Below are 19,013 nucleotides of genomic sequence, written 5' to 3'. Positions count from 1 at the left end.
TCGGTATAGCACCGCTATGGCGAAATTGAAAATACAGCGTAGCGTTTTATTATAAAGCGATTTTTAGTTGTAACAGCTTTTCTAATGCATAATCTGGGTTTTATTCTACTGATACGCCTGATTACTTGCAAACAGTGGTCTTGTCTTAAACGCGACGAACAGGACCACTGAAAATAATCCACATATACCAAGCCCTGCGAACAAGGCCCATACGGAGTCGGTTATGAATTTTCCTATGTAGATGGATATCGGAATCGATAATACCGTGGAGACAAAACCTGTAATCGCCGCCCCAATACCAGCTATGTGACCTATAGGTTCCATGGCGATGGACCGTAAATTTCCCCAAATAAATCCCAAACATAAAAATAATATCGAAAGAAAACCGATCAATACGGGCACGCTTGGGTCGGGCTTGTTCCAAAATAGAACACTATAGAGAAGGGCGATGGCCGTGAAGGCGGACAAGGCCACGAAAGATAGGTTTCGCATGCCAAAACGTAACACTAGCGTACCGTTCGTCAACGTTGAAAAACCGATGGAAATGGCGAGTCCGGCGAAGATTAGCGGAAAGCTATCTGCCATGCCATATAATTCCTCAAAAACATGTTGGGCGGAGCTTAGATACACTAAAAAAGAACCTGTAATCAATCCGGAGATAATCGTACAGGAAACCGTCTCCCGATACTTGAAAATTTCCTTGGTTCCGTTTGTAAATACCGATGTTTTAAAAGGTACCTTATATTCAGGTTTCAAGGTTTCTTCCTGTCTTTTATAAAACCAAAAACATACCACCAAACCAAAAAACAGCTGTGCATAAAAAATGCCTTCCCAGCTTGAAAAACTCATGATAAATTTCCCAAAAGCGGGAGCGATGACCGGCACCAATATAAAGAAAGCGGTCACGAAGGACATAATCTTGGCCATATAATCCCCCCTGTAGGTATCCCGGATAATTGAAATACTGATGGTCCTTGGCGCCGAAAGCCCGACACCCTGTAAAATCCTACCAACAATCATGATTTCTAGGTTTGGTGCCAAAAGACAGATAATACTGGCGATGGCGAAAACCCCGAAACCAATGTATACCACGGGCTTTCTGCCCAAACTATCGGAAATGGGTCCAAAAAAGAGCTGCCCCACGCCCAGTCCCAAAAATATCATGATGATCAATAGCTGATTCTGGGTCGGGTCCAAGCTATGGATGGCCATGCCAATATCGGAAATGGCAGGTATCAAGGCATCAATCGTTAAGGCTACGATGGACATCAATGAGGCCATTAACGCTACAAATTCAAAATTAGGTTTTACCTGTTCGTTTTGCATGGCGCAAAAGTAACCCTTAATACCAGAATGACCGTTACCCGATCGTCAATTTTAAGTTTTGTACCATTTTGATGTTCAAATATGTATTTTTGGACCAAATATTAGATGGATGCTCATTATAGGAATAGCGGGAGGAACGGGATGCGGAAAGACCACCGTGGTAAATCAGATCATCAATGAACTGCCTAAAAACGAGGTGGGGGTCATTTCACAGGATTCCTATTACAATGATCTTTCACATCTTACTTTGGAAGAGCGCCGAAAAACCAATTTTGACCATCCCAGTGCCATCGATTTCAAATTATTGGAAAATCATCTGAAGGCGCTAAAAGCGGGGGAATCCGTAGAACAACCGGTGTATTCGTTTTTGGAGTGTAATAGGACAGAAAAATCCATACCTACCCATCCAAGAAAGGTAATGATCGTAGAAGGTATCCTCATCTTGACAAATGCCGAAATCAGAAATATGTGCGATATAAAAATCTTTGTGCACGCCGATACCGATGAGCGCCTCATCCGTAGATTAAAAAGGGACGTGAACGAACGTGGATGGAACTTGAACGAAACCCTGGACAATTATCAGAATGTCATAAAACCGATGCATGACCAGTTTATAGAGCCCACCAAGGAATATGCTGATATCATCATTCCCAATAATAAATACAATACGGTTGCCGTTGAAATTGTACGGAGCATTATTAACGAAAAATTAGCCGAAGCCTAGTGGGACTAAAGGAATTAAGGGAGAAAAAATGGTTCAAGGTCATGACCAACATCTATGTTTTGGTACTAACCGTGTTCGTTATATGGATGGTCTTCTTTGACACCAACTCCCTGCTCATTCACATGGAGCTAAAACGTGAAATAAACAAGTTGGAAAAGACCCAGGAATTCTTAAAAAAGGAAATCGCCAAGGATAAAAAAGTCATCGAAAAACTGTCCAATGAGGACGAGTTGGAAAAATTTGCCAGAGAGGAATACTACCTGAAGAAAAAAAACGAGGAAATCTATTTGATTGAGTACGAGGACAGCCTCAAGCTCAAGGAAAAAAAGGAATAAGGCCCATCCGGCTAAGCGGTAAGTACATTTCAAGTATCACATCTAAAGTTTTGATATCTAAAACTTTAACGCTTTTTTAATCAAAAGGGTTTGGTTATTCACCTTGTGTTAACAAAATCCTTTTATCAGCCCCACAAATAATCGTATTTTTACACCCTAACTTACTTAGTATATGGGCAAGATAATTGCTATAGCGAATCAGAAAGGCGGCGTTGGTAAAACGACTACGACCGTAAACCTCGCTGCCTCCCTAGGTGTTCTGGAAAAGAAGGTACTGTTGATCGACGCCGACCCCCAGGCCAATGCCACCTCTGGATTGGGTATTGACGTGGACAGTATCGAGTTGGGCACCTATCAGCTTTTGGAACATACAAAGACTGCCAAAGAGGCCGTCATCCCAACCACCTCACCCAATGTGGATTTGATTCCCGCCCATATAGACTTGGTGGCGATCGAAATAGAATTGGTGGACAAGGACGAACGAGAATATATGATGAAAAAGGCCGTCATGGACATAAAGGATGCGTATGATTATATCCTTATCGATTGCGCCCCTTCCTTGGGGCTCTTGACATTAAATGCACTGACAGCCGCAGACTCCGTCATCATCCCTATTCAATGTGAATACTTTGCCTTGGAAGGTTTGGGTAAGTTATTGAACACGATAAAGAGCGTACAACGAATCCACAATCCGCAATTGGACATTGAAGGAATGTTATTGACCATGTACGATTCCAGATTACGGCTCTCAAACCAAGTGGTGGAAGAGGTCAAAAAACATTTTGGCGATATGGTCTTTGAGACCATCATCCAACGGAACGTTCGATTGAGCGAAGCGCCCAGCTACGGTGAAAGTATCATAAAGTATGATGCGGCCAGCAAAGGGGCAACGAACTACCTGAACCTGGCGGATGAGGTGGTGAAGAAAAACAAGCAGACAGCATAACATGGCAAAAGCAGTAAAGAAACAGGCTTTGGGAAGAGGATTATCGGCATTGTTGAAGGACCCTGATAATGACATACAATCTGCATCGGATAAAAACGCCGACAAGGTCGTTGGTAATATCATTGAACTGGATTTAGAGCATATTGAGGTCAATCCTTTTCAGCCCCGGTCCAATTTTAACGATGAAACTTTACAGGAACTGGCTTCTTCCATACGGGAATTGGGTGTTATCCAGCCCATTACGGTAAGAAAGCTTGGTTTCAACAAATACCAACTCGTTTCTGGGGAAAGAAGGTATCGCGCCTCCAAATTGGTAGGACTGGATACCATCCCGGCCTATATTCGCATCGCTAACGACCAAGAATCCTTGGAGATGGCGTTGGTGGAGAACATCCAGCGACAAGATTTGGACCCCATTGAAATTGCACTCTCCTACCAACGTCTTATCGATGAAATTAATCTTACCCAGGAAAAATTAAGTGATCGGGTAGGAAAAAAACGCTCTACGATCGCGAATTACCTAAGGTTATTAAAGCTAGACCCCATTATACAGACCGGGATGCGCGACGGCTTTTTGAGCATGGGACACGGGAGGGCCTTGGTAAATATCGAGAACAGGCAGGACCAGATAGCCCTCTACGAGAAAATCGTAGGGCAAAATTTATCGGTACGGGATACGGAGAATGCCGTAAAGAACTATCACAAAAAAGAGGAGCCAAAACCGGTAAAACCAAAGGGGGAGACCCCAACCTATGTGGCATCGGGAATCGAGGAAATCTCCAAACATCTATCCGCAGGAATCAAAGTAAAGACCAGCGGAAATTCCAAAGGAAGCATTACCATCCCCTTTCATTCCAAAGAGGAATTCGAGCGAATAAAAAAGTTGATTACGGGTGCATAAACACTTTTCAATACTCTCCCTGTTGTTTTTTTTGACAGTAACGTCCTATTCCCAAAAGGAAGAGCAACCGGAGGAAAAAGCAACGGACTCCATTTCCAACGCACTTAGTACGGATGTCTTAATCATGGACGACTCCCTAACCGTCAAGAAAACAAGGAATATAAATCCGTTGGCTCCTAGCAAGGCCGCATTTTATTCTGCGGTGCTGCCCGGTCTGGGCCAAATCTACAACAAGCGCTATTGGAAGGTTCCGCTTGTTTGGGGAGCTATTGGTGGAAGCGTTTATGCCTATACTTGGAACAACGATAACTACAAACGTTTCAGGACGGCCTTTAAAAGAAGGCAGGCCGGGTTTACGGACGATGAATTTAATGGCGAAGGTGTTTTTCCCTTTTTGGACGATGGTGATTTGGAAAACCAACAGGAACGTTTTCAGCGCGACCGGGACCTTTGGTTGGTTTTATCAATCGTGGCCTATAGCTTGAACATTATCGATGCCAATGTGGATGCGCACTTAAAGCAATTCAATATCGATAACAATCTGGCCCTGGATTTTGAACCGTATCTTGACCTGAACGCCGTTACCAACAACCCCACCTACGGGATGGCCCTAACCATAAAATTTTAAGTATGAAGATTGCACTTTTCGGTTACGGAAAAATGGGAAAAATGATAGAGCGGTTGGCCGTTGAGAGAGGACATGAAATCGTAGCCAAAATCGATGTGGGAACCACAGAGGTAGATTTCTCAAAGATCGATGTAGCCATCGATTTTAGTACTCCGGATGCCGCTTACGAAAACATACTAAATTGTATTGACAATAAGATTCCCGTCATCTCTGGAACCACAGGTTGGCTTGACAAATTCGGGTCGGTTGTCCAACATTGTAAGGAGCAAAAAGGAGCCTTTATCTATGCCTCCAACTTCAGTTTAGGGGTAAACATCTTTTTTGAACTAAACGAATATTTGGCCAAAATGATGAAAAACCTTTCCCAGTATTCCGTTTCGTTGGAGGAAATTCACCATACCCAAAAATTGGACGCACCCAGTGGCACGGCCATTACCTTGGCGGAAGGAATTATTGCCCATACCGATTACAAAAATTGGAAGCTGGACGAACCGGGGAATCATCAAATTGCGATTTCGGCCAAGAGAATCGGGGATACGCCGGGTACCCATACCGTGGAATACGCTAGCGCTGTAGATAGTATTGAGATAAAACATACCGCACACAACCGCGAGGGATTTGCTTTGGGAGCCGTCATTGCTGCGGAATGGATTCTTGGAAAGACAGGGGTTTTCACAATGAAGGATGTGTTAAACCTGGGTTAAAATAAGTAACAAACGAATATTCAATAGACAGATACAATCAAATTACGTTCCTAGCGGGAGCATTAAATATCGATTATCGCGTAAAAAGTATACATCATGAATGGCACACAGTGGATCATATTCATCTTAGCAATACAGGTAATTCATTTTCTAGGAACTTGGAAATTATACGTTAAGGCCGGTCGAAAGCCCTGGGAGGCACTTGTACCCGTCTACAATGCCATCGTTTTGATGCAGATTATCAACAGGCCCAAATGGTGGGTCATTTTGTTGTTCATTCCCATCATCAATCTGTTGATGTTCCCTGTAATCTGGGTTGAGACCATACGGAGCTATGGCAGGAACAGCTTCGTGGAATCTTGGTTGGTCGTATTGACCCTAGGCTTTTATATCTTCTATGTGAACTATGCATTGGACGTAAAATATATCGAAAATAGGAGCCTCCATCCAGGCACGGCCTTGGGCGAATGGGTAAGTTCCATTGTTTTTGCCGTAGTGGCGGCCACTTTGGTGCACACGTATTTTATTCAACCGTATGTAATACCCACCGGATCACTGGAAAGAACCTTGCGTGTGGGCGACTTTTTATTCGTGAGCAAATTCCATTATGGGGCCCGGACACCCATGACTACGGTGGCGGCACCTATGGTGCATGACACCCTTCCCCTCATAGGAACAAAGTCCTATTTGAACAAACCGCAGCTTCCCTATTTTCGATTGCCCGGATTTACAAAGGTTGAACGGAACGATATTGTAGTTTTTAGTTGGCCGGCGGATACCGTACGCCAATTCTTCAGGGCCGAAGCCGGGGTGAAAAAACCCATCGACAAAAAATCCAACTACGTAAAACGTTGCGTGGGCATTCCTGGGGATTCCCTGGAAGTGCGCGATGGATATGTATTCATAAACGGCAAGCAGCTGGAACTGCCCGGAAGTGCCAAACCTCAGTATGATTATATCATTTACGCCCAAAAAGGAGTATCCTCAAGACTGTTGGACCAATTAGGAATTACGGATTTCACCAGAAAATACATTTCAGGACCCGTCAACCAACAACAGGCCCAAGCTATAAATCCCTATTTAAAAGGATTTAACCAACTGGCCGATGGCGGTTTGGAACTCTATACGGGCAGTTCAGGCTTCCCAACCGATGTCATTAGAAATAATCGGCTTTCTCTTAAAGAGGTAACGGATCGGGAGCGCTTGGTTCCCCTTACGGATGAAATGGTAGCTACGCTACGCAAGGACTCGGGTATCGATTCCGTAGTTCGGCAAATAGTCCCCAAAGGCAGAAGGGGCATCAACCTTTTCCCCCAAAGTCCGGATTACCCTTGGAACTATAGTCAAATGGGTCCCATCTATATACCCAAGGAAGGAGCGACAGTTTCGCTGAATCTAAAAACACTGCCGCTATACAAAAAGATTATCCGCGAGTACGAAGGCAACACCCTGGACGTGAACGGCAACCAAATAGTGATCAATGGCGAAGTTGCTGACACGTATACCTTTCAACAGGACTATTATTGGATGATGGGGGATAACCGGGACCATTCAGAAGACAGCAGGGCGTGGGGCTATGTACCAGAGAACCATATCGTAGGAACGCCTATTTTCATATGGATGAGTTTTGACAACTTTACGGAACCCATGTCCAAATGGCGCCCCAGATGGGACCGCATCTTTACGACCGTAAACGGGGATGGCGAACCACAATCCTATTTTAAGTACTTCCTGATTCTCTTGGCGGCCTATTTCGTGGGCAACTGGTTTTGGAAACGCAAAAAGGCCCAAAAATAACCACAGGCACCCATGACCGTACTACATCCTGCTTATTTTCCCAATGTGGCTTTTTTAAATGTGTATACAAAGGCTAAAAATGTGGTGCTGGAAATGCAGGACAACTATCAAAAACAGACCTACAGGAACCGGGCGTATATCTGCACGGACAGGGGCAAACATTTGTTAAGCATTCCCATCGTGCACACCAAAGGTGCCACAGGCAGGCAGTACTACAAGGATGTGAAACTGGACAATTCCTATCCATGGCAACGCCAGCATTGGAGAACCTTGGAAACTGCTTACAGAACTTCGCCGTTTTTCGAGTTTTACGAAGATGAAATCAAACCTTTGTACGAAAAGGAATTCGAGCTCCTCTTGGATTTCAATTTGGCTTCCATCCAAACCATCTGTGATTGCCTACAATTGGACTTTGTGGATGAATTCACGGATATCTATTCCCTTGAGTATGAAAAAGATTATCGGTATTTGGTAAATGCAAAAAAAGAGTTGCCGTACGAATTTCCCGAATATGTGCAGGTTTTTGGAGACCGACATGGGTTTATCCCCAACCTGAGCATTCTAGACGTACTTTTCAATTTAGGTCCCAACACCGCCGGGTATATTTCCGATATAGAAATTTCCATGCCCGATGCTTAGGTTCTTGGTACACTACGGGATTCATTTTATAGTCCCCATACTTGTTGCCTTATTTTTTTTTAAGGAACATCGGTTGAAAGTGGCTTTGATACTTTTAGCGGGAATTGTTCTGGATGTAGATCATCTTTTGGCTTCGCCCATTTTTGATGCCGATAGATGTAGTATCAACTTCCACCCATTGCACACTTATTGGGCGATCGCTATGTATTGTTTGATGCTTTTTTGGAAAACCACCCGAATCTGGGGTATCGCCTTTTTAATCCACATGGTGGCGGATCTGGCCGACTGCCTATTTATCCGAAACAACCTGTAGGACGGCCATGATGGGCTCGTGATCGGACAGACTTACCTTATAATTTTTATGTGCCAACACCTCGATATTTGGGTCGGTCAAGATAAAATCGATTCGCAATGGGAATTTCCAAAAGTTGATGGTCCTACCATAGCCGTTTCCCTTTTCCACGAAGGTATCGGCCATATCCTGTTTAAGCTCCTGATAGGCATAGGAATATTGGGTATTGTTCATATCGGCACAAACAATTTTGCTATGACCCACCCCGCTCATGTGTTCCCTGATCAAATCTGCCTGTTCCTGCTGTTTCGCAAAGGAATTCCGCAATCTTCCCAGTAATCTATCCGATCGCTCCCTTTTCAGGCTTCTGGGACGCACCTTTAAGGATTCCAAATGAAGATTGTATACGCGAAGGGTATCCTTTTGGTACACTACATCCACAAAACTGGCCCCGTTCAAGGAGTTCTGAAACTCAATATCACCTTTATTGATAATCGGGTATTTGGAGTAGATGGCCATTAAGACCCCCTTTTCATGTGAACCGACCTCGTAATTTGTAAAACTGTACGGATACTTGGTAAAAACCTCATTCCGCAAACCGTAATACCCAAACTCCTGCAAACATAGAATGTCCGGATTTTCCTTTTGGATGAACTCGGCAATTTCGGGAACAATGGGTCGGTCATAATTCCGCGGAAACCCTTCAAACCCCTGTATATTGAAACTCATGACTTTTAGGGCATTATCGTCATACGCCTCCCCGGTATTGAACTGAACAAAAGAGCCCAAGCTAAAATAGCCAACCACCAAAATGATAAAGGAGAGCCACAAACGTTTTGGCTTGACCATGAGCCAATATAAAAGAAATAGAAAGTTTGAAATCACCAACACGGGAACAGGGAGGCTTAAGAAGGAAAGGGTGGCCGATTTCATGTATTGTGCAACACAGGCCAATAGCAATGCCAACGAAAAAACAATATTTAACCCGTAAACGGTTTTACCCCAGAGAGTCATACGCCAATTTGAATCTATTCCTTACCTGCCTTAAAAAGAAAGTCCTTTTCCGCTTTAGAAAGACTTTCATAACCGGACTTGCTGATTTTGTCCAAAATGGCATCAATTTTTTTCTGCTTGCTCTGGGCATCATAATCGGTTGTACTTCTATTGGAAGGGGCACTTTGGTTCCTGTATACCGTTTTTAAGGGAGCCTTTTTTTCGGTGCGCTTGAATAGATTGGCAATACTGTCAAAAAAATTTGAAAACCCGGCCCCTATATCATTGCCCTTGAACAATTGACTCGCGTACAGATATCCCAGCAAAGCACCTCCCAAATGGGCCAAATGCCCCCCTGCATTCCCGCTGGTGGGCAGTTGGATCAAATCCATCAAAATAACGAATACTCCAATATACCAGAGCTTTACATTGAAGAAAATGACCCGTACTTCCTGGTTGGGAATATAGGTGCAAATAAAGATAAGAATGGCACTCGCACCGGCCGAGGCGCCAATCAATGCGGCGTTCACATTAAAGAATGCCGGAAATATGTTATAGCCCAGCATAAAAAACAAGCCCCCAAGGATAACGCCCAAAAAGTACACGTTCAAAAACCGCCTGCCATCAAAAAGGTTCAAAAAAATTCGGCCTACAAAAAAAATAAGCAGCATGTTCCAGAACAAATGTCCCAGTCCGCCATGAAAAAAGGAATACGTAATAATGGACCAGGGCTGCATCAAAAACCCGAAGAAATCATTGGGCAGCTCAAACCATTGGACAATCGCGTTTTTGGAGAAGCCAAATAGAAATGGAATAAGTGCGTTGACAATATATACCACTACGTTGATTGCGATAAGCTTCTCGGCCACACTTAAGCGTGCATATTGATATTTTAAATCGAATCCTGCCATTATCTGTCCCAGCGATTATTGTTAAACTGATTCTTTTTCCAATACCACATCATTATAAAACCTACAAGCGCACCTCCAACATGGGCAAAATGTGCAATTCCCTGTCCGAAAATTCCATAGCCCGTAATCCCCGAAAACAAATCCAAACCGATCAATACGGGAATGAAATACTTTGCCTTGATGGGAACCGGAAGAAAAATTAGGAAAAGTTCACTGTTGGGGTAGGACATCCCAAAGGCCACCAATACACCATAAATGGCCCCGGAAGCACCAACGGCCGGTGTGTGATAGGCGCTTAAAAAATTGTCGACAGTTGATTTTCCAGCTATGTTATACCACTCCGTATTGTACTGCCCCCTAGTAACAATGTCCATAACAGAACTTTCCGATACTCCGGAACTAACGATGGCATTGAGTCCTTCCTGAAAGTAATAATAGTTGACCCCGGTATGGAGCAAGGCTGCCCCTAATCCCGCAGAAAAATAAAAGAACAGAAACTTATTTCGACCCCACATACGCTCCAAGGGTGTTCCAAATGCGTAAAGGGCGTACATATTGAAGAGGATATGCATAAACCCACCATGCATGAACATATGGGTCAAAATTTGCCAGATTGCGAAATTCTCGTTTTTTGGAAACCAAAGCGAGAACCATTGATACATTTGGTCCCCATAAATCTGTGTGGCAACAAAAAATAAAATATTGATGATCAATAAGTGCTTTATCGCCTCGGTTAGTCTGCTCATTTATATAAATTTTCTATCAATATCGGTTTCTGTAATCGTGGTATAGGTACGTTTGTTAAATGGGCTCAGGGCACTTTCCTTGCAGGCAAAGAGGTCGTTTACCAAACCTACCTGCGAACGTTCGTCCAACACCTCCCCGGTCTTAACGGATAGGGTCTTGGCCAAGGTCTTTGCCAACATGTCCACCTGTGAAAAACTATCTTCGGCAACTTCCATTTGGAAATCTGAGATGAGCTGTTCCATAATCATTTGCACCTCACTTTCCGTAACCACTACTGGCACGCCTTTCACTTCCACCGTTTCGGGGGTAATATCGCCAAAGACAAATCCCACCGCACAAAGACTTTCTTTTATTTCCTTCAGTATGGATATTTCGCCCCGGGTAAAATTTAGATTCAGCGGGAACAATAATTGTTGGCTCACCGCCTCCTTGATGGTTATATTCTTTAAAAACCTTTCGTAAAGCACCCTTTGGTGTGCCCTGCTCTGGTTGATGATCAACATCCCGGACTTTATGGTGGAAACAATGTATTTCTTTCGTAGCTGAAAGGTAGTCGTTACAGATTCCTGGGTTTCCACCGAAGTATCAAAAATAGTGTTATTGATACCTTCGGATTCCATTTCCAGGATACCTATGTCCCGCTGGGGCAATTTTCGTTCCAAGCCATGGTACATGCTTTCCCATCCCTTGGCACTCGGTTGTCTGGAATACCCGGATGCGTTATTGGTTCCCGATTTCTCAAAGGGATTAAAACTGGAGTCGACCGTTATACTGGGCAGCGATACCGCTTTGTCCCTAAAATCGTATGGGGTCTCCAAATTTTGGTCCTTTTCAAAATCCAGGGACGGGGCCACATTGAACTGGCCCAAACTATGCTTTATGGTTGATTTTAAATACGCGTACAGGGTATGCTCGTCGTCGAACTTCACTTCGGTCTTTGTGGGGTGTATATTGATGTCTATAGTTGCCGGATCCACTTCAAGACAAATAAAATAACCCGGATGCATTCCAGGTTTTATCAATCCCTCAAAGGCGCCCAAAACGGCGTGGTGCAAATACGGACTCTTGATGAATCTATCATTGGCAAAAAAGAACTGCTCCCCCCTACTCTTTTTGGCAAATTCCGGCTTTTGGACGTATCCTGTAATTTTCACCACCTGGGTTTCCTCGTTTAAAGGTACTAATTTCTCGTTGGTCTTTCGCCCAAAAATCTGAACGATGCGCTTTCTAAAATCATTGGCAGGAAGATTAAAGACCTCACTGCCATTATTATAAAAACTGAACGAAACCTGCGGATGCGCCAGAGCCACCCTGTGAAATTCATCCGTAATATGCCTGAATTCCACTTGATCCGACTTCAAAAAATTACGCCGTGCCGGAATATTGAAAAAGAGATTTTTCACCATCATGGAAGTCCCTTTGGGCACTACGGCAACTTCCTGACTTATAACCTTACTGCCCTCAATTTTTATATGGGTACCTACCTCATCCTCAGCGGTACGTGTCATCATTTCCACGTGTGCAATGGCCGCTATGGACGCCAATGCCTCGCCCCTAAAACCTTTGGTATGCAAGTTAAAAAGGTCTTCGGCCTTTTGGATTTTGGAGGTAGCGTGCCGTTCAAAACTCAAACGGGCATCCGTATCGCTCATACCAATGCCATTGTCCACCACCTGAATCAAGGTTTTCCCCCCATCCTTTACGATCAATTTTATGTCGGTCGATTGGGCGTCAATGGCGTTTTCCAGCAACTCCTTTACCACGGAGGCCGGTCGTTGCACTACTTCTCCCGCTGCGATTTGGTTGGCAACGTGATCGGGTAAAAGTCTAATAATATCCGCCATTATCGGGAAAAAAATATGGAGAGATCGAAATCAATTATATATAGGAAAATCAAAATGAGAATGGCCAAGATAATCACGAATCGGATTTTTACGTTTCTATCGCCCTCTCTTCGGGAATCTTCCAGGGCATTGCTGATCTTGTTCTTCAAACCCCGTTGATTATTGAGGGTACTTCGAAACTGATCAAACTTGGGCTCTATCCGGTAGGGGCTTCCTTTGCCCTTATCGTCATAAAATCTAGGATTGTACTCGAACCTTCTGTTTTTTCGTAAACGCGTTATTTTACTCAGAAATCCCATAGCTTCAAAGTTACTCAAAATAGCAAAAAGCCCCTTACAAGGATCCCCAAAATTTGTTAACACGCCACATTGCCTGGCAATCTGAATTATTTAGGAAATGAGCCATAATAAGTCTTGATACCCACCTTGATTGTTATTGGCGAAATCAAAGATTCATGAACACCTTTTGAAAATACAATAAACAGCGATGTGAATAATTGCATCTGACCTTTTAAAAATTTTAAATATGAACAGATGAAAATATGGAGCAAGTAAGATGGAATGAAAAGGAAACGGCTAATTGCCCAACACGGCCATTTTAATTGCAGCGATGGCAGCTTCGGCACCTTTATTACCGTGTTTTCCACCACTTCGGTCAATGGCCTGTTGCATGGTATTGTCCGTTAGGACACAAAAAATGACGGGAACATTAAATTGTACGTTGAGGTCCTTGATACCCTGCGCGGTAGCGCTACAGACAAAATCAAAATGTTTGGTCTCACCCTGTATGACACTCCCTATGGCAATGACCGCGTCCGGTTTTTCCTGTTGTATCAGTTTTTTACAGCCATAGGTAAGCTCGAAACTTCCTGGTACGTTCCACCGTATGATATTGGACGCCTGGGCACCGCAATCCAACAAGGTCATTTCGGCCCCTTGGTACAGCCCTTCCGTGATGTTGGAATTCCACTCAGAAACAACGATCCCAAACCGAAGGTGCTTCGCGTTTGGGATGGTGTCCTTATCGTATTCCGATAGATTTTTGTTCTCCGTGGCCATTATGCGCCAGTTTTGGCTATGCCGATAAAAGCATCGATGGAAGTGGCCGCTTGGGAACCCGAAAATTCGTCCTTGATTCTTTGGAAGTACTCCAAAGCTTTTGTCTTATTTCCCATTTCCAAGGCAGTGACCCCGGCCTTGTAAAGGAATTTGGGCGTTGTATATTCGTTATTGCTGTGCTGGAAAGCGGCCTCGTAATAGCCCAAAGCATCGGAGGGTTGGTCCAATTGCATAAAGGCATCTCCAAGACCACCTTTTGCCAGAGCCCCTAAAATGGCATCATCGGATTTAAAATCCTCCAAATAATCAATGGCTTCCTGGTACTTATTCATGTTCAAATAGGACATGCCTGCGGAATAATTGGCCAAATTGGCTGCCTTGGTACCACTGTATTCCTCAATGATATCCAAGAAACCATATTTACCTTCTGCACCTTCCAAGGCAAGCGTGAACAGGGAATCCTTTGCCGTGGTGCTGTTCAAGGCCTGGTCAAAATACTGCTGCGGATAATACATTTCGTTGGCGGCGTTCGCCTCCTTTGGCTTCAATACAAATTGATTATAGGCCAAATACCCCAATACGGCTACGGCGACCACACCAATGATTCCTAAGATGTAATTCTGATTCTTAGAAACCCATTCTTCGGTCCTGGAAGCACCTTCATCCAACGAACTAAAAACTTCCGCGGTAGTACTTTCCTGCTCTTCAAACTCCTGAGCCTCAACCTTTGTTTTGGGCTTAAATCCTCTTTTCTTGTATGTTGCCATCTCTATTTTTATTGGTCGCGCAAAAATAAAGTTTTTATTGAAATCCAATAGTGTATTTATTCGTTATTTTTGGAAGTCCAAGCAATGGATGCACTTTGCGCAATAAAAACTCGAATCTTTTAATGTATTTAAAGAGCCTTTCCCTTCTTAACTACAAAAACTTTGAATCCAAGAATCTGGAGTTTGACTCCAAGATCAACTGTTTTGTGGGGGACAATGGTGTTGGAAAAACCAATATCCTGGATTCCATTTACCATCTATCCTTTGGCAAGAGCTATTTTAACCCCGTTTCCTCCCAAAACATAAAGCATGATGCCGATTTCTTTGTAATAGAAGGGCACTTTCAAAAGGAGGACAAAGAGGAAAAAATAGTATGTAGCTTAAAAAAAGGAAATAAAAAAATCATCAAACGAAACGGAAAACCGTACGAGAAATTTGCGGACCATATTGGGGTATTGCCACTGGTAATCATTTCCCCGGCCGACAGGGACCTGATTTTGGAAGGGAGCGATGTCCGCCGAAAATTTATGGATGGGGTCATTGCCCAGTCGGACAAGGAGTACTTGCAACACCTGATAAATTACAACAAAGTCCTCTCGCAAAGAAACGCGCTTTTAAAGTACTTTGCCGCCAACCATACTTTTGACAAGGCCACATTATCCGTTTACAACGGGCAATTGGAAAATTACGGTACGGAAATATTCAAAAAACGGGTGAAGTTTCTGGAGGACTTCATACCCATTTTCAAGGAGCAGTACAAGGCTATCACCAACAATACTGAAGATGTAAACCTCACGTATGAAAGCAAACTGCTCTCCGAAAGCCTGGGTTCCCTCTTACAGAAAAACTTGGAAAAGGACAGGGCCCTTCAATACACGAGCGTGGGTATTCACAAGGACGATTTAAATTTCTCCATTAGGGAGTATCCCATCAAGAAATTTGGTAGCCAAGGACAGCAAAAGTCCTTTTTGATCTCCTTAAAATTCGCACAGTTCCATTTTATGCGCAATTTGTCACAGACCAATCCCATTTTGCTATTGGATGATATTTTTGACAAACTGGATGAAAACAGGGTTTCCCATATCATTTCCTTGGTGAACAAGGAAAACTTCGGCCAGATTTTTGTGAGTGACACCCATGCCGACCGGACTGAAGCCGTTGTAAAAAAAATACATCAGTCGTATAAGATTTTTAAACTTTGAACCATGAACAGGTTACTGTTTTTGTTACTGATATTCGGGGTTTCCTGCACTGACAAGGTCGCTCAGGAGGATTTACTTCATTTAAACGGATACTGGGAAATTCAGGAAGTGGAATTCCCTAATGGAAACAAAAAGGAATACCCGATGAATACCGTGGTCGATTATATCGAGTTTAAGGAAAATAACGGATTCCGAAAAAAAATGGTGCCCCGGTTCGATGGTACGTTTGAAACTTCGGACGATGCGGAACCCTTTAACATTGTTCAAGAAAACGGTGTTTTTTATTTGCGCTATGAAAATCCATTGAGCGAATGGCAGGAAAGGTTGTTATCTTTAACAGAAGATTCATTTTCCGTTGAAAATCCGGAAGGAATCCTATATCGTTTCAAACGCTTTGAACCTATAAAACTGGATTGACCATGTCCCGAAGAGAGAACGACCATTTGAGCATGCAGGATGCCCTATACGCCTTCATAAAAAAGAACAACCTGCAGGAAGGAATGGACAAGGTGGATGTTCGTACGGCGTGGGCCAATCTTATGGGCAATGGGGTATTAAATTATACGACGGATGTGGAACTTAAAAGGGACACGCTGTTCGTTTCCCTATCTTCTTCCGTGTTACGGGAAGAACTCAGCCATGGAAAGACCAAGATTATCACCATGCTGAACGAGGAGTTGGGCAAAGAGCTCATAAAAAAATTGGTGCTGCGTTGAACAGAAATCAGTGGCAGTATGCAGTAGCAGTTTTCAGTTGCCAGTATTCAGTGTGCATTTGGCAATGAACAATTACCAGTTATAAGTTAACAGTTGGCAGCAAACAGTAGCAGTTTATAGTAAAAAGTTTACAATGTACAATTTTGTGCAAAAGCTATTAGCCTTAAGCGAAAAGCGCTCAGCGTAAAGCGTTCATCACAAGGCGTCTAGCTACTATCTACAACGAGCAACAAATAATAAATAACGAACAACCAAAAAGCCAATACGGTCTCCCGGAGCAAAGCGAAGGCCACAAAAAAAGGCCGTCCAAATCATTATTTGAACAGCCTTACTTTCTTAAATTAAATTTTCCTATCAATATATTTCCCTACCGGAAAAATGAAACGCTCCCTCGATAGAGGCATTGGCATCACTATCAGAACCATGTATGGCGTTTTCCGCAATATCCGTAGCGAACATCTTTCGGATGGTACCTTCCGCAGCTTCGGCAGGATTGGTAGCACCGATCAAGGCCCTAAAATCCTCCACGGCGTTCTCCTTCTCCAATATGGCTGAAACGATGGGGCCGCGTGTCATAAATTCCACCAACTCCCCAAAGAAAGGCCTTTCTTTGTGTATGGCATAAAATTCCTGAGCATCCCGTACGCTTAACTGGGTATATTTCATGGCGATGATCTTAAATCCGGCCGCCGTGATTTTTTCCAAAATAGCTCCAATGTGTCCATTTTCAACAGCATCGGGCTTAATCATGGTAAATGTTCTATTTGTAGTCATTTATTCTAAAATTTTGCGCAAAAATACGCTTTTCCCAAAGAACCACAACTTTATAGTAGCATACTCAAAGAATATGCCTTGTGAAAAGAACGGGGGTCCTGTATTCGCTTTCCTATTAAATTGTATCTTTGCGCCCATGAATTTTGAGCAAGTAACGGCGTTGAAGAAATTGCTTTCCTCTTCAAAAAGGATTGCCATTGTACCGCATAAAAATCCGGATGGGGACGCCATTGGTTCCACCCTGGCGCTTTCCCATTATCTATCAAAAAAAGGTCATGTAACCCAAGTACTCGCTCCCAATGATTTTCCAAAGTTCCTGAAATGGATGCCCGGGGCCACTGAAATCTTGAACTTTGAAAGGCATAATACGGAAGTAAAAAAGTATATCGAAAATGCCGATTTGATTTTCACGTTGGATTTTAACGACTTTGGACGTGTAGGCCAAATGGCGGAATGTTTGGAAAATGCATCGGCACAATTCATCATGGTGGACCATCACCAGCAACCTTCGGACTATGCGGTCATCACGTATTCCGATGTAACCATGAGCTCTACTTGCGAAATGGTCTACACCCTCATCGATGCCATGGGGGACCGTGATCTCATCGACAGCGATATAGCAAACTGCCTATATACGGGTATTATGACGGATACCGGCTCCTTCAAGTTTAAGGCTACTACCAGTAAGACACATCGCATCGTTGCGGAACTTATGGACAAAGGGGCCGATAATACGGCCATCCACGAGAAAGTCTACGATACCAACTCGCCTAGCCGATTGCACCTTTTGGGCTGTGCCCTAAAGAACATGGTCATTCTTGAAGAATTCAACACGGCCTATATTACGTTGACCCAGGAAGAACTTGATAGGTACGACTATGAAAAAGGCGATACGGAGGGCTTCGTGAATTATGGCCTTACCTTGAACAATATTCGTTTTGCGGTTATTTTTATCGAGAATAAGGATGAAGGGATCTTTAAAATTTCCTTTAGGTCCGTAGGCGATTTTTCAGTGAACGAATTTGCACGGAACCACTTCGAGGGAGGCGGACATACCAATGCCGCTGGCGGCAAAAGCGAAAAATCCTTGCAAGAGACCATCGATTACTTTATATCCCTATTACCCAACTATAAAAAAGAGTTGACAGCATGAGAACCCTTGGCGTACTTCTCGTTTTCATTTTACTTTATGGATGTCAGGGTCCTGAACCTCGCAAACCGGTCCAGCGAAAAAGCGGCAGTTATTTCAAGGAATCCATTGAAAGGAGTAGAAAATTGTTGGAGGCCGAAGAAAATAAAATCCAGGAAATCATAAAGATCGATTCTTTAAAGCATTACACCCATAGTGCTTCCGGTTCCTGGTATCATTACCTTAGGGTGAACGACTCAACGGAGTATACCCCCCAAACGGATGATATTGTTACCATGAAATATAATCTTCTGACCTTGGATAACGACACCTTGTATTCCGAAGATGAGATAGGAACATTTACTTATAAGGTGGACAAACAGGAATTGTTTCTGGGCCTTAGAGCGGCGGTAAAGTTGTTAAAGGAAAACGAAAAGGCCACTTTCCTTTTCCCCTCGTCCATAGCTTACGGATATCATGGCGACAATAATAAAATAGGCACCAATGTGCCCCTTAAATCGACGATTACAATTTTAAACATAGAAAAACAACAGGATAATTTAGAAGAATAAATATTATG

General features: G+C 43.4%; 23 protein-coding genes. 14 read left to right on the top strand and 9 right to left on the bottom strand.

Annotation, left to right across the window (positions count from 1 at the left end; all coding sequences use genetic code 11):
* Positions 1–105 precede the first annotated feature (105 nt).
* Entirely contained in the window at positions 106–1,326 is a 1,221-nt protein-coding gene (locus ACZ41C_RS13560; RefSeq protein WP_464562164.1) for a multidrug effflux MFS transporter, read from the bottom strand.
* A 109-nt stretch (positions 1,327–1,435) separates the two neighbouring features.
* Here ACZ41C_RS13560 and udk point away from each other — a divergent pair, with 109 nt between their 5' ends.
* The 9 genes from udk to ACZ41C_RS13515 all read left to right on the top strand — a co-directional run bounded on the left by udk (position 1,436) and on the right by ACZ41C_RS13515 (position 8,313).
* Positions 1,436–2,050 carry a uridine kinase gene (udk, locus tag ACZ41C_RS13555; RefSeq protein ID WP_464562162.1) on the top strand — a complete coding sequence of 205 codons (615 nt, stop codon included), beginning with the start codon at positions 1,436–1,438 and terminating at the stop codon, positions 2,048–2,050.
* A complete protein-coding gene (locus ACZ41C_RS13550; RefSeq protein WP_138259421.1) occupies positions 2,050–2,385 on the top strand; it encodes an FtsB family cell division protein in 336 nt (111 codons plus the stop codon). Before udk ends, ACZ41C_RS13550 begins: the two co-directional genes overlap by 1 nt.
* A 172-nt stretch (positions 2,386–2,557) precedes the next feature.
* Positions 2,558–3,331: a ParA family protein gene (locus ACZ41C_RS13545; RefSeq protein ID WP_138259420.1), complete on the top strand. Its 774-nt coding sequence runs from the start codon at positions 2,558–2,560 to the stop codon at positions 3,329–3,331.
* A gap of 1 nt (position 3,332) precedes the next feature.
* The gene (locus tag ACZ41C_RS13540; RefSeq protein ID WP_138259419.1) at positions 3,333–4,232 is read left to right on the top strand and encodes a ParB/RepB/Spo0J family partition protein; all 900 of its coding nucleotides are present in this window, start codon (positions 3,333–3,335) and stop codon (positions 4,230–4,232) included.
* A 22-nt stretch (positions 4,233–4,254) separates the two neighbouring features.
* On the top strand, positions 4,255–4,860 hold the full coding sequence (locus ACZ41C_RS13535; RefSeq protein ID WP_464562159.1) for a DUF5683 domain-containing protein: 606 nt from the start codon (positions 4,255–4,257) through the stop codon (positions 4,858–4,860).
* 2 nt (positions 4,861–4,862) lie between these two features.
* Positions 4,863–5,564, top strand: a complete 702-nt coding sequence (dapB, locus tag ACZ41C_RS13530; protein ID WP_464562157.1) for a 4-hydroxy-tetrahydrodipicolinate reductase — start codon at positions 4,863–4,865, stop codon at positions 5,562–5,564.
* 96 nt (positions 5,565–5,660) lie between these two features.
* Positions 5,661–7,361, top strand: coding sequence for a signal peptidase I (gene lepB / locus ACZ41C_RS13525; protein ID WP_464562155.1), 1,701 nt, complete (start codon positions 5,661–5,663; stop codon positions 7,359–7,361).
* A 12-nt stretch (positions 7,362–7,373) separates the two neighbouring features.
* The gene (locus tag ACZ41C_RS13520) at positions 7,374–8,000 is read left to right on the top strand and encodes a WbqC family protein (RefSeq protein WP_464562153.1); all 627 of its coding nucleotides are present in this window, start codon (positions 7,374–7,376) and stop codon (positions 7,998–8,000) included.
* Entirely contained in the window at positions 7,993–8,313 is a 321-nt protein-coding gene (locus ACZ41C_RS13515) for a DUF6122 family protein (RefSeq protein WP_154920810.1), read from the top strand. Before ACZ41C_RS13520 ends, ACZ41C_RS13515 begins: the two co-directional genes overlap by 8 nt.
* Here the strand turns inward: ACZ41C_RS13515 and ACZ41C_RS13510 are convergent.
* From ACZ41C_RS13510 to ACZ41C_RS13480, 7 genes are all read right to left on the bottom strand, one after another.
* The gene (locus tag ACZ41C_RS13510; protein WP_464562150.1) at positions 8,290–9,306 is read right to left on the bottom strand and encodes an endonuclease/exonuclease/phosphatase family protein; all 1,017 of its coding nucleotides are present in this window, start codon (positions 9,304–9,306) and stop codon (positions 8,290–8,292) included. The genes ACZ41C_RS13515 and ACZ41C_RS13510 overlap by 24 nt on opposite strands.
* 14 nt (positions 9,307–9,320) lie before the next feature.
* Positions 9,321–10,196 carry a rhomboid family intramembrane serine protease gene (locus ACZ41C_RS13505; RefSeq protein ID WP_138259413.1) on the bottom strand — a complete coding sequence of 292 codons (876 nt, stop codon included), beginning with the start codon at positions 10,194–10,196 and terminating at the stop codon, positions 9,321–9,323.
* Positions 10,196–10,942, bottom strand: a complete 747-nt coding sequence (locus tag ACZ41C_RS13500; protein WP_138259412.1) for a rhomboid family intramembrane serine protease — start codon at positions 10,940–10,942, stop codon at positions 10,196–10,198. The genes ACZ41C_RS13505 and ACZ41C_RS13500 overlap by 1 nt, the downstream gene beginning before the upstream one ends.
* A complete protein-coding gene (gene mutL / locus ACZ41C_RS13495) occupies positions 10,943–12,787 on the bottom strand; it encodes a DNA mismatch repair endonuclease MutL (RefSeq protein WP_464562147.1) in 1,845 nt (614 codons plus the stop codon). It abuts the gene before it with no gap.
* Positions 12,787–13,086, bottom strand: coding sequence for a riboflavin synthase subunit beta (locus ACZ41C_RS13490; RefSeq protein ID WP_138259410.1), 300 nt, complete (start codon positions 13,084–13,086; stop codon positions 12,787–12,789). The genes mutL and ACZ41C_RS13490 overlap by 1 nt, the downstream gene beginning before the upstream one ends.
* 276 nt (positions 13,087–13,362) lie before the next feature.
* On the bottom strand, positions 13,363–13,845 hold the full coding sequence (gene ribH / locus ACZ41C_RS13485; RefSeq protein ID WP_138259409.1) for a 6,7-dimethyl-8-ribityllumazine synthase: 483 nt from the start codon (positions 13,843–13,845) through the stop codon (positions 13,363–13,365).
* Positions 13,845–14,612, bottom strand: a complete 768-nt coding sequence (locus ACZ41C_RS13480) for a tetratricopeptide repeat protein (protein ID WP_138259408.1) — start codon at positions 14,610–14,612, stop codon at positions 13,845–13,847. Before ACZ41C_RS13480 ends, ribH begins: the two co-directional genes overlap by 1 nt.
* A gap of 122 nt (positions 14,613–14,734) precedes the next feature.
* On the opposite strand from ACZ41C_RS13480, the gene recF reads away from it, so the two are divergent.
* The 3 genes from recF to ACZ41C_RS13465 are packed head-to-tail and all read left to right on the top strand — an operon-like array spanning position 14,735 to position 16,530.
* Complete coding sequence (gene recF, locus ACZ41C_RS13475; protein ID WP_464562144.1) at positions 14,735–15,814, top strand: DNA replication/repair protein RecF; 1,080 nt, start codon at positions 14,735–14,737, stop codon at positions 15,812–15,814.
* A gap of 3 nt (positions 15,815–15,817) precedes the next feature.
* Positions 15,818–16,231 carry a lipocalin-like domain-containing protein gene (locus ACZ41C_RS13470; protein ID WP_138259406.1) on the top strand — a complete coding sequence of 138 codons (414 nt, stop codon included), beginning with the start codon at positions 15,818–15,820 and terminating at the stop codon, positions 16,229–16,231.
* 2 nt (positions 16,232–16,233) lie between these two features.
* Entirely contained in the window at positions 16,234–16,530 is a 297-nt protein-coding gene (locus ACZ41C_RS13465) for a DciA family protein (RefSeq protein ID WP_464562142.1), read from the top strand.
* Positions 16,531–16,884: 354 nt separating this feature from the next.
* Here the strand turns inward: ACZ41C_RS13465 and ACZ41C_RS13460 are convergent, their stop codons facing one another.
* The gene (locus ACZ41C_RS13460) at positions 16,885–17,304 is read right to left on the bottom strand and encodes a nucleoside-diphosphate kinase (protein ID WP_464562140.1); all 420 of its coding nucleotides are present in this window, start codon (positions 17,302–17,304) and stop codon (positions 16,885–16,887) included.
* Positions 17,305–17,440: 136 nt separating this feature from the next.
* On the opposite strand from ACZ41C_RS13460, the gene ACZ41C_RS13455 reads away from it, so the two are divergent.
* On the top strand, positions 17,441–18,457 hold the full coding sequence (locus tag ACZ41C_RS13455) for a DHH family phosphoesterase (protein ID WP_464562138.1): 1,017 nt from the start codon (positions 17,441–17,443) through the stop codon (positions 18,455–18,457).
* The gene (gene gldI / locus ACZ41C_RS13450; protein WP_464562136.1) at positions 18,454–19,005 is read left to right on the top strand and encodes a gliding motility-associated peptidyl-prolyl isomerase GldI; all 552 of its coding nucleotides are present in this window, start codon (positions 18,454–18,456) and stop codon (positions 19,003–19,005) included. The genes ACZ41C_RS13455 and gldI overlap by 4 nt, the downstream gene beginning before the upstream one ends.
* Positions 19,006–19,013 lie beyond the last annotated feature (8 nt).

It is taken from the genome of Maribacter sp. C-4077, from assembly GCF_055378385.1.
The sequence above is the reverse complement of the archived record's forward strand: the minus strand, read 5'-3'. Positions and strand labels throughout refer to the sequence as shown.

What these genes read in the sequence shown, in the direction of transcription:
- ACZ41C_RS13460 (WP_464562140.1), bottom strand. Translation starts at nt 17,304, where the DNA reads ATGACTACAAATAGAACATTTACCATGATTAAGCCCGATGCTGTTGAA.
- ACZ41C_RS13490 (WP_138259410.1), bottom strand. Translation starts at nt 13,086, where the DNA reads ATGGGATTTCTGAGTAAAATAACGCGTTTACGAAAAAACAGAAGGTTC.
- recF (WP_464562144.1), top strand. Translation starts at nt 14,735, where the DNA reads ATGTATTTAAAGAGCCTTTCCCTTCTTAACTACAAAAACTTTGAATCC.
- ACZ41C_RS13480 (WP_138259408.1), bottom strand. Translation starts at nt 14,612, where the DNA reads ATGGCAACATACAAGAAAAGAGGATTTAAGCCCAAAACAAAGGTTGAG.
- udk (WP_464562162.1), top strand. Translation starts at nt 1,436, where the DNA reads ATGCTCATTATAGGAATAGCGGGAGGAACGGGATGCGGAAAGACCACC.
- ACZ41C_RS13545 (WP_138259420.1), top strand. Translation starts at nt 2,558, where the DNA reads ATGGGCAAGATAATTGCTATAGCGAATCAGAAAGGCGGCGTTGGTAAA.
- ACZ41C_RS13465 (WP_464562142.1), top strand. Translation starts at nt 16,234, where the DNA reads ATGTCCCGAAGAGAGAACGACCATTTGAGCATGCAGGATGCCCTATAC.
- mutL (WP_464562147.1), bottom strand. Translation starts at nt 12,787, where the DNA reads ATGGCGGATATTATTAGACTTTTACCCGATCACGTTGCCAACCAAATC.
- ribH (WP_138259409.1), bottom strand. Translation starts at nt 13,845, where the DNA reads ATGGCCACGGAGAACAAAAATCTATCGGAATACGATAAGGACACCATC.
- lepB (WP_464562155.1), top strand. Translation starts at nt 5,661, where the DNA reads ATGAATGGCACACAGTGGATCATATTCATCTTAGCAATACAGGTAATT.
- gldI (WP_464562136.1), top strand. Translation starts at nt 18,454, where the DNA reads ATGAGAACCCTTGGCGTACTTCTCGTTTTCATTTTACTTTATGGATGT.
- ACZ41C_RS13510 (WP_464562150.1), bottom strand. Translation starts at nt 9,306, where the DNA reads ATGACTCTCTGGGGTAAAACCGTTTACGGGTTAAATATTGTTTTTTCG.
- dapB (WP_464562157.1), top strand. Translation starts at nt 4,863, where the DNA reads ATGAAGATTGCACTTTTCGGTTACGGAAAAATGGGAAAAATGATAGAG.
- ACZ41C_RS13470 (WP_138259406.1), top strand. Translation starts at nt 15,818, where the DNA reads ATGAACAGGTTACTGTTTTTGTTACTGATATTCGGGGTTTCCTGCACT.
- ACZ41C_RS13455 (WP_464562138.1), top strand. Translation starts at nt 17,441, where the DNA reads ATGAATTTTGAGCAAGTAACGGCGTTGAAGAAATTGCTTTCCTCTTCA.
- ACZ41C_RS13505 (WP_138259413.1), bottom strand. Translation starts at nt 10,196, where the DNA reads ATGGCAGGATTCGATTTAAAATATCAATATGCACGCTTAAGTGTGGCC.
- ACZ41C_RS13560 (WP_464562164.1), bottom strand. Translation starts at nt 1,326, where the DNA reads ATGCAAAACGAACAGGTAAAACCTAATTTTGAATTTGTAGCGTTAATG.
- ACZ41C_RS13540 (WP_138259419.1), top strand. Translation starts at nt 3,333, where the DNA reads ATGGCAAAAGCAGTAAAGAAACAGGCTTTGGGAAGAGGATTATCGGCA.
- ACZ41C_RS13515 (WP_154920810.1), top strand. Translation starts at nt 7,993, where the DNA reads ATGCTTAGGTTCTTGGTACACTACGGGATTCATTTTATAGTCCCCATA.
- ACZ41C_RS13520 (WP_464562153.1), top strand. Translation starts at nt 7,374, where the DNA reads ATGACCGTACTACATCCTGCTTATTTTCCCAATGTGGCTTTTTTAAAT.
- ACZ41C_RS13500 (WP_138259412.1), bottom strand. Translation starts at nt 10,942, where the DNA reads ATGAGCAGACTAACCGAGGCGATAAAGCACTTATTGATCATCAATATT.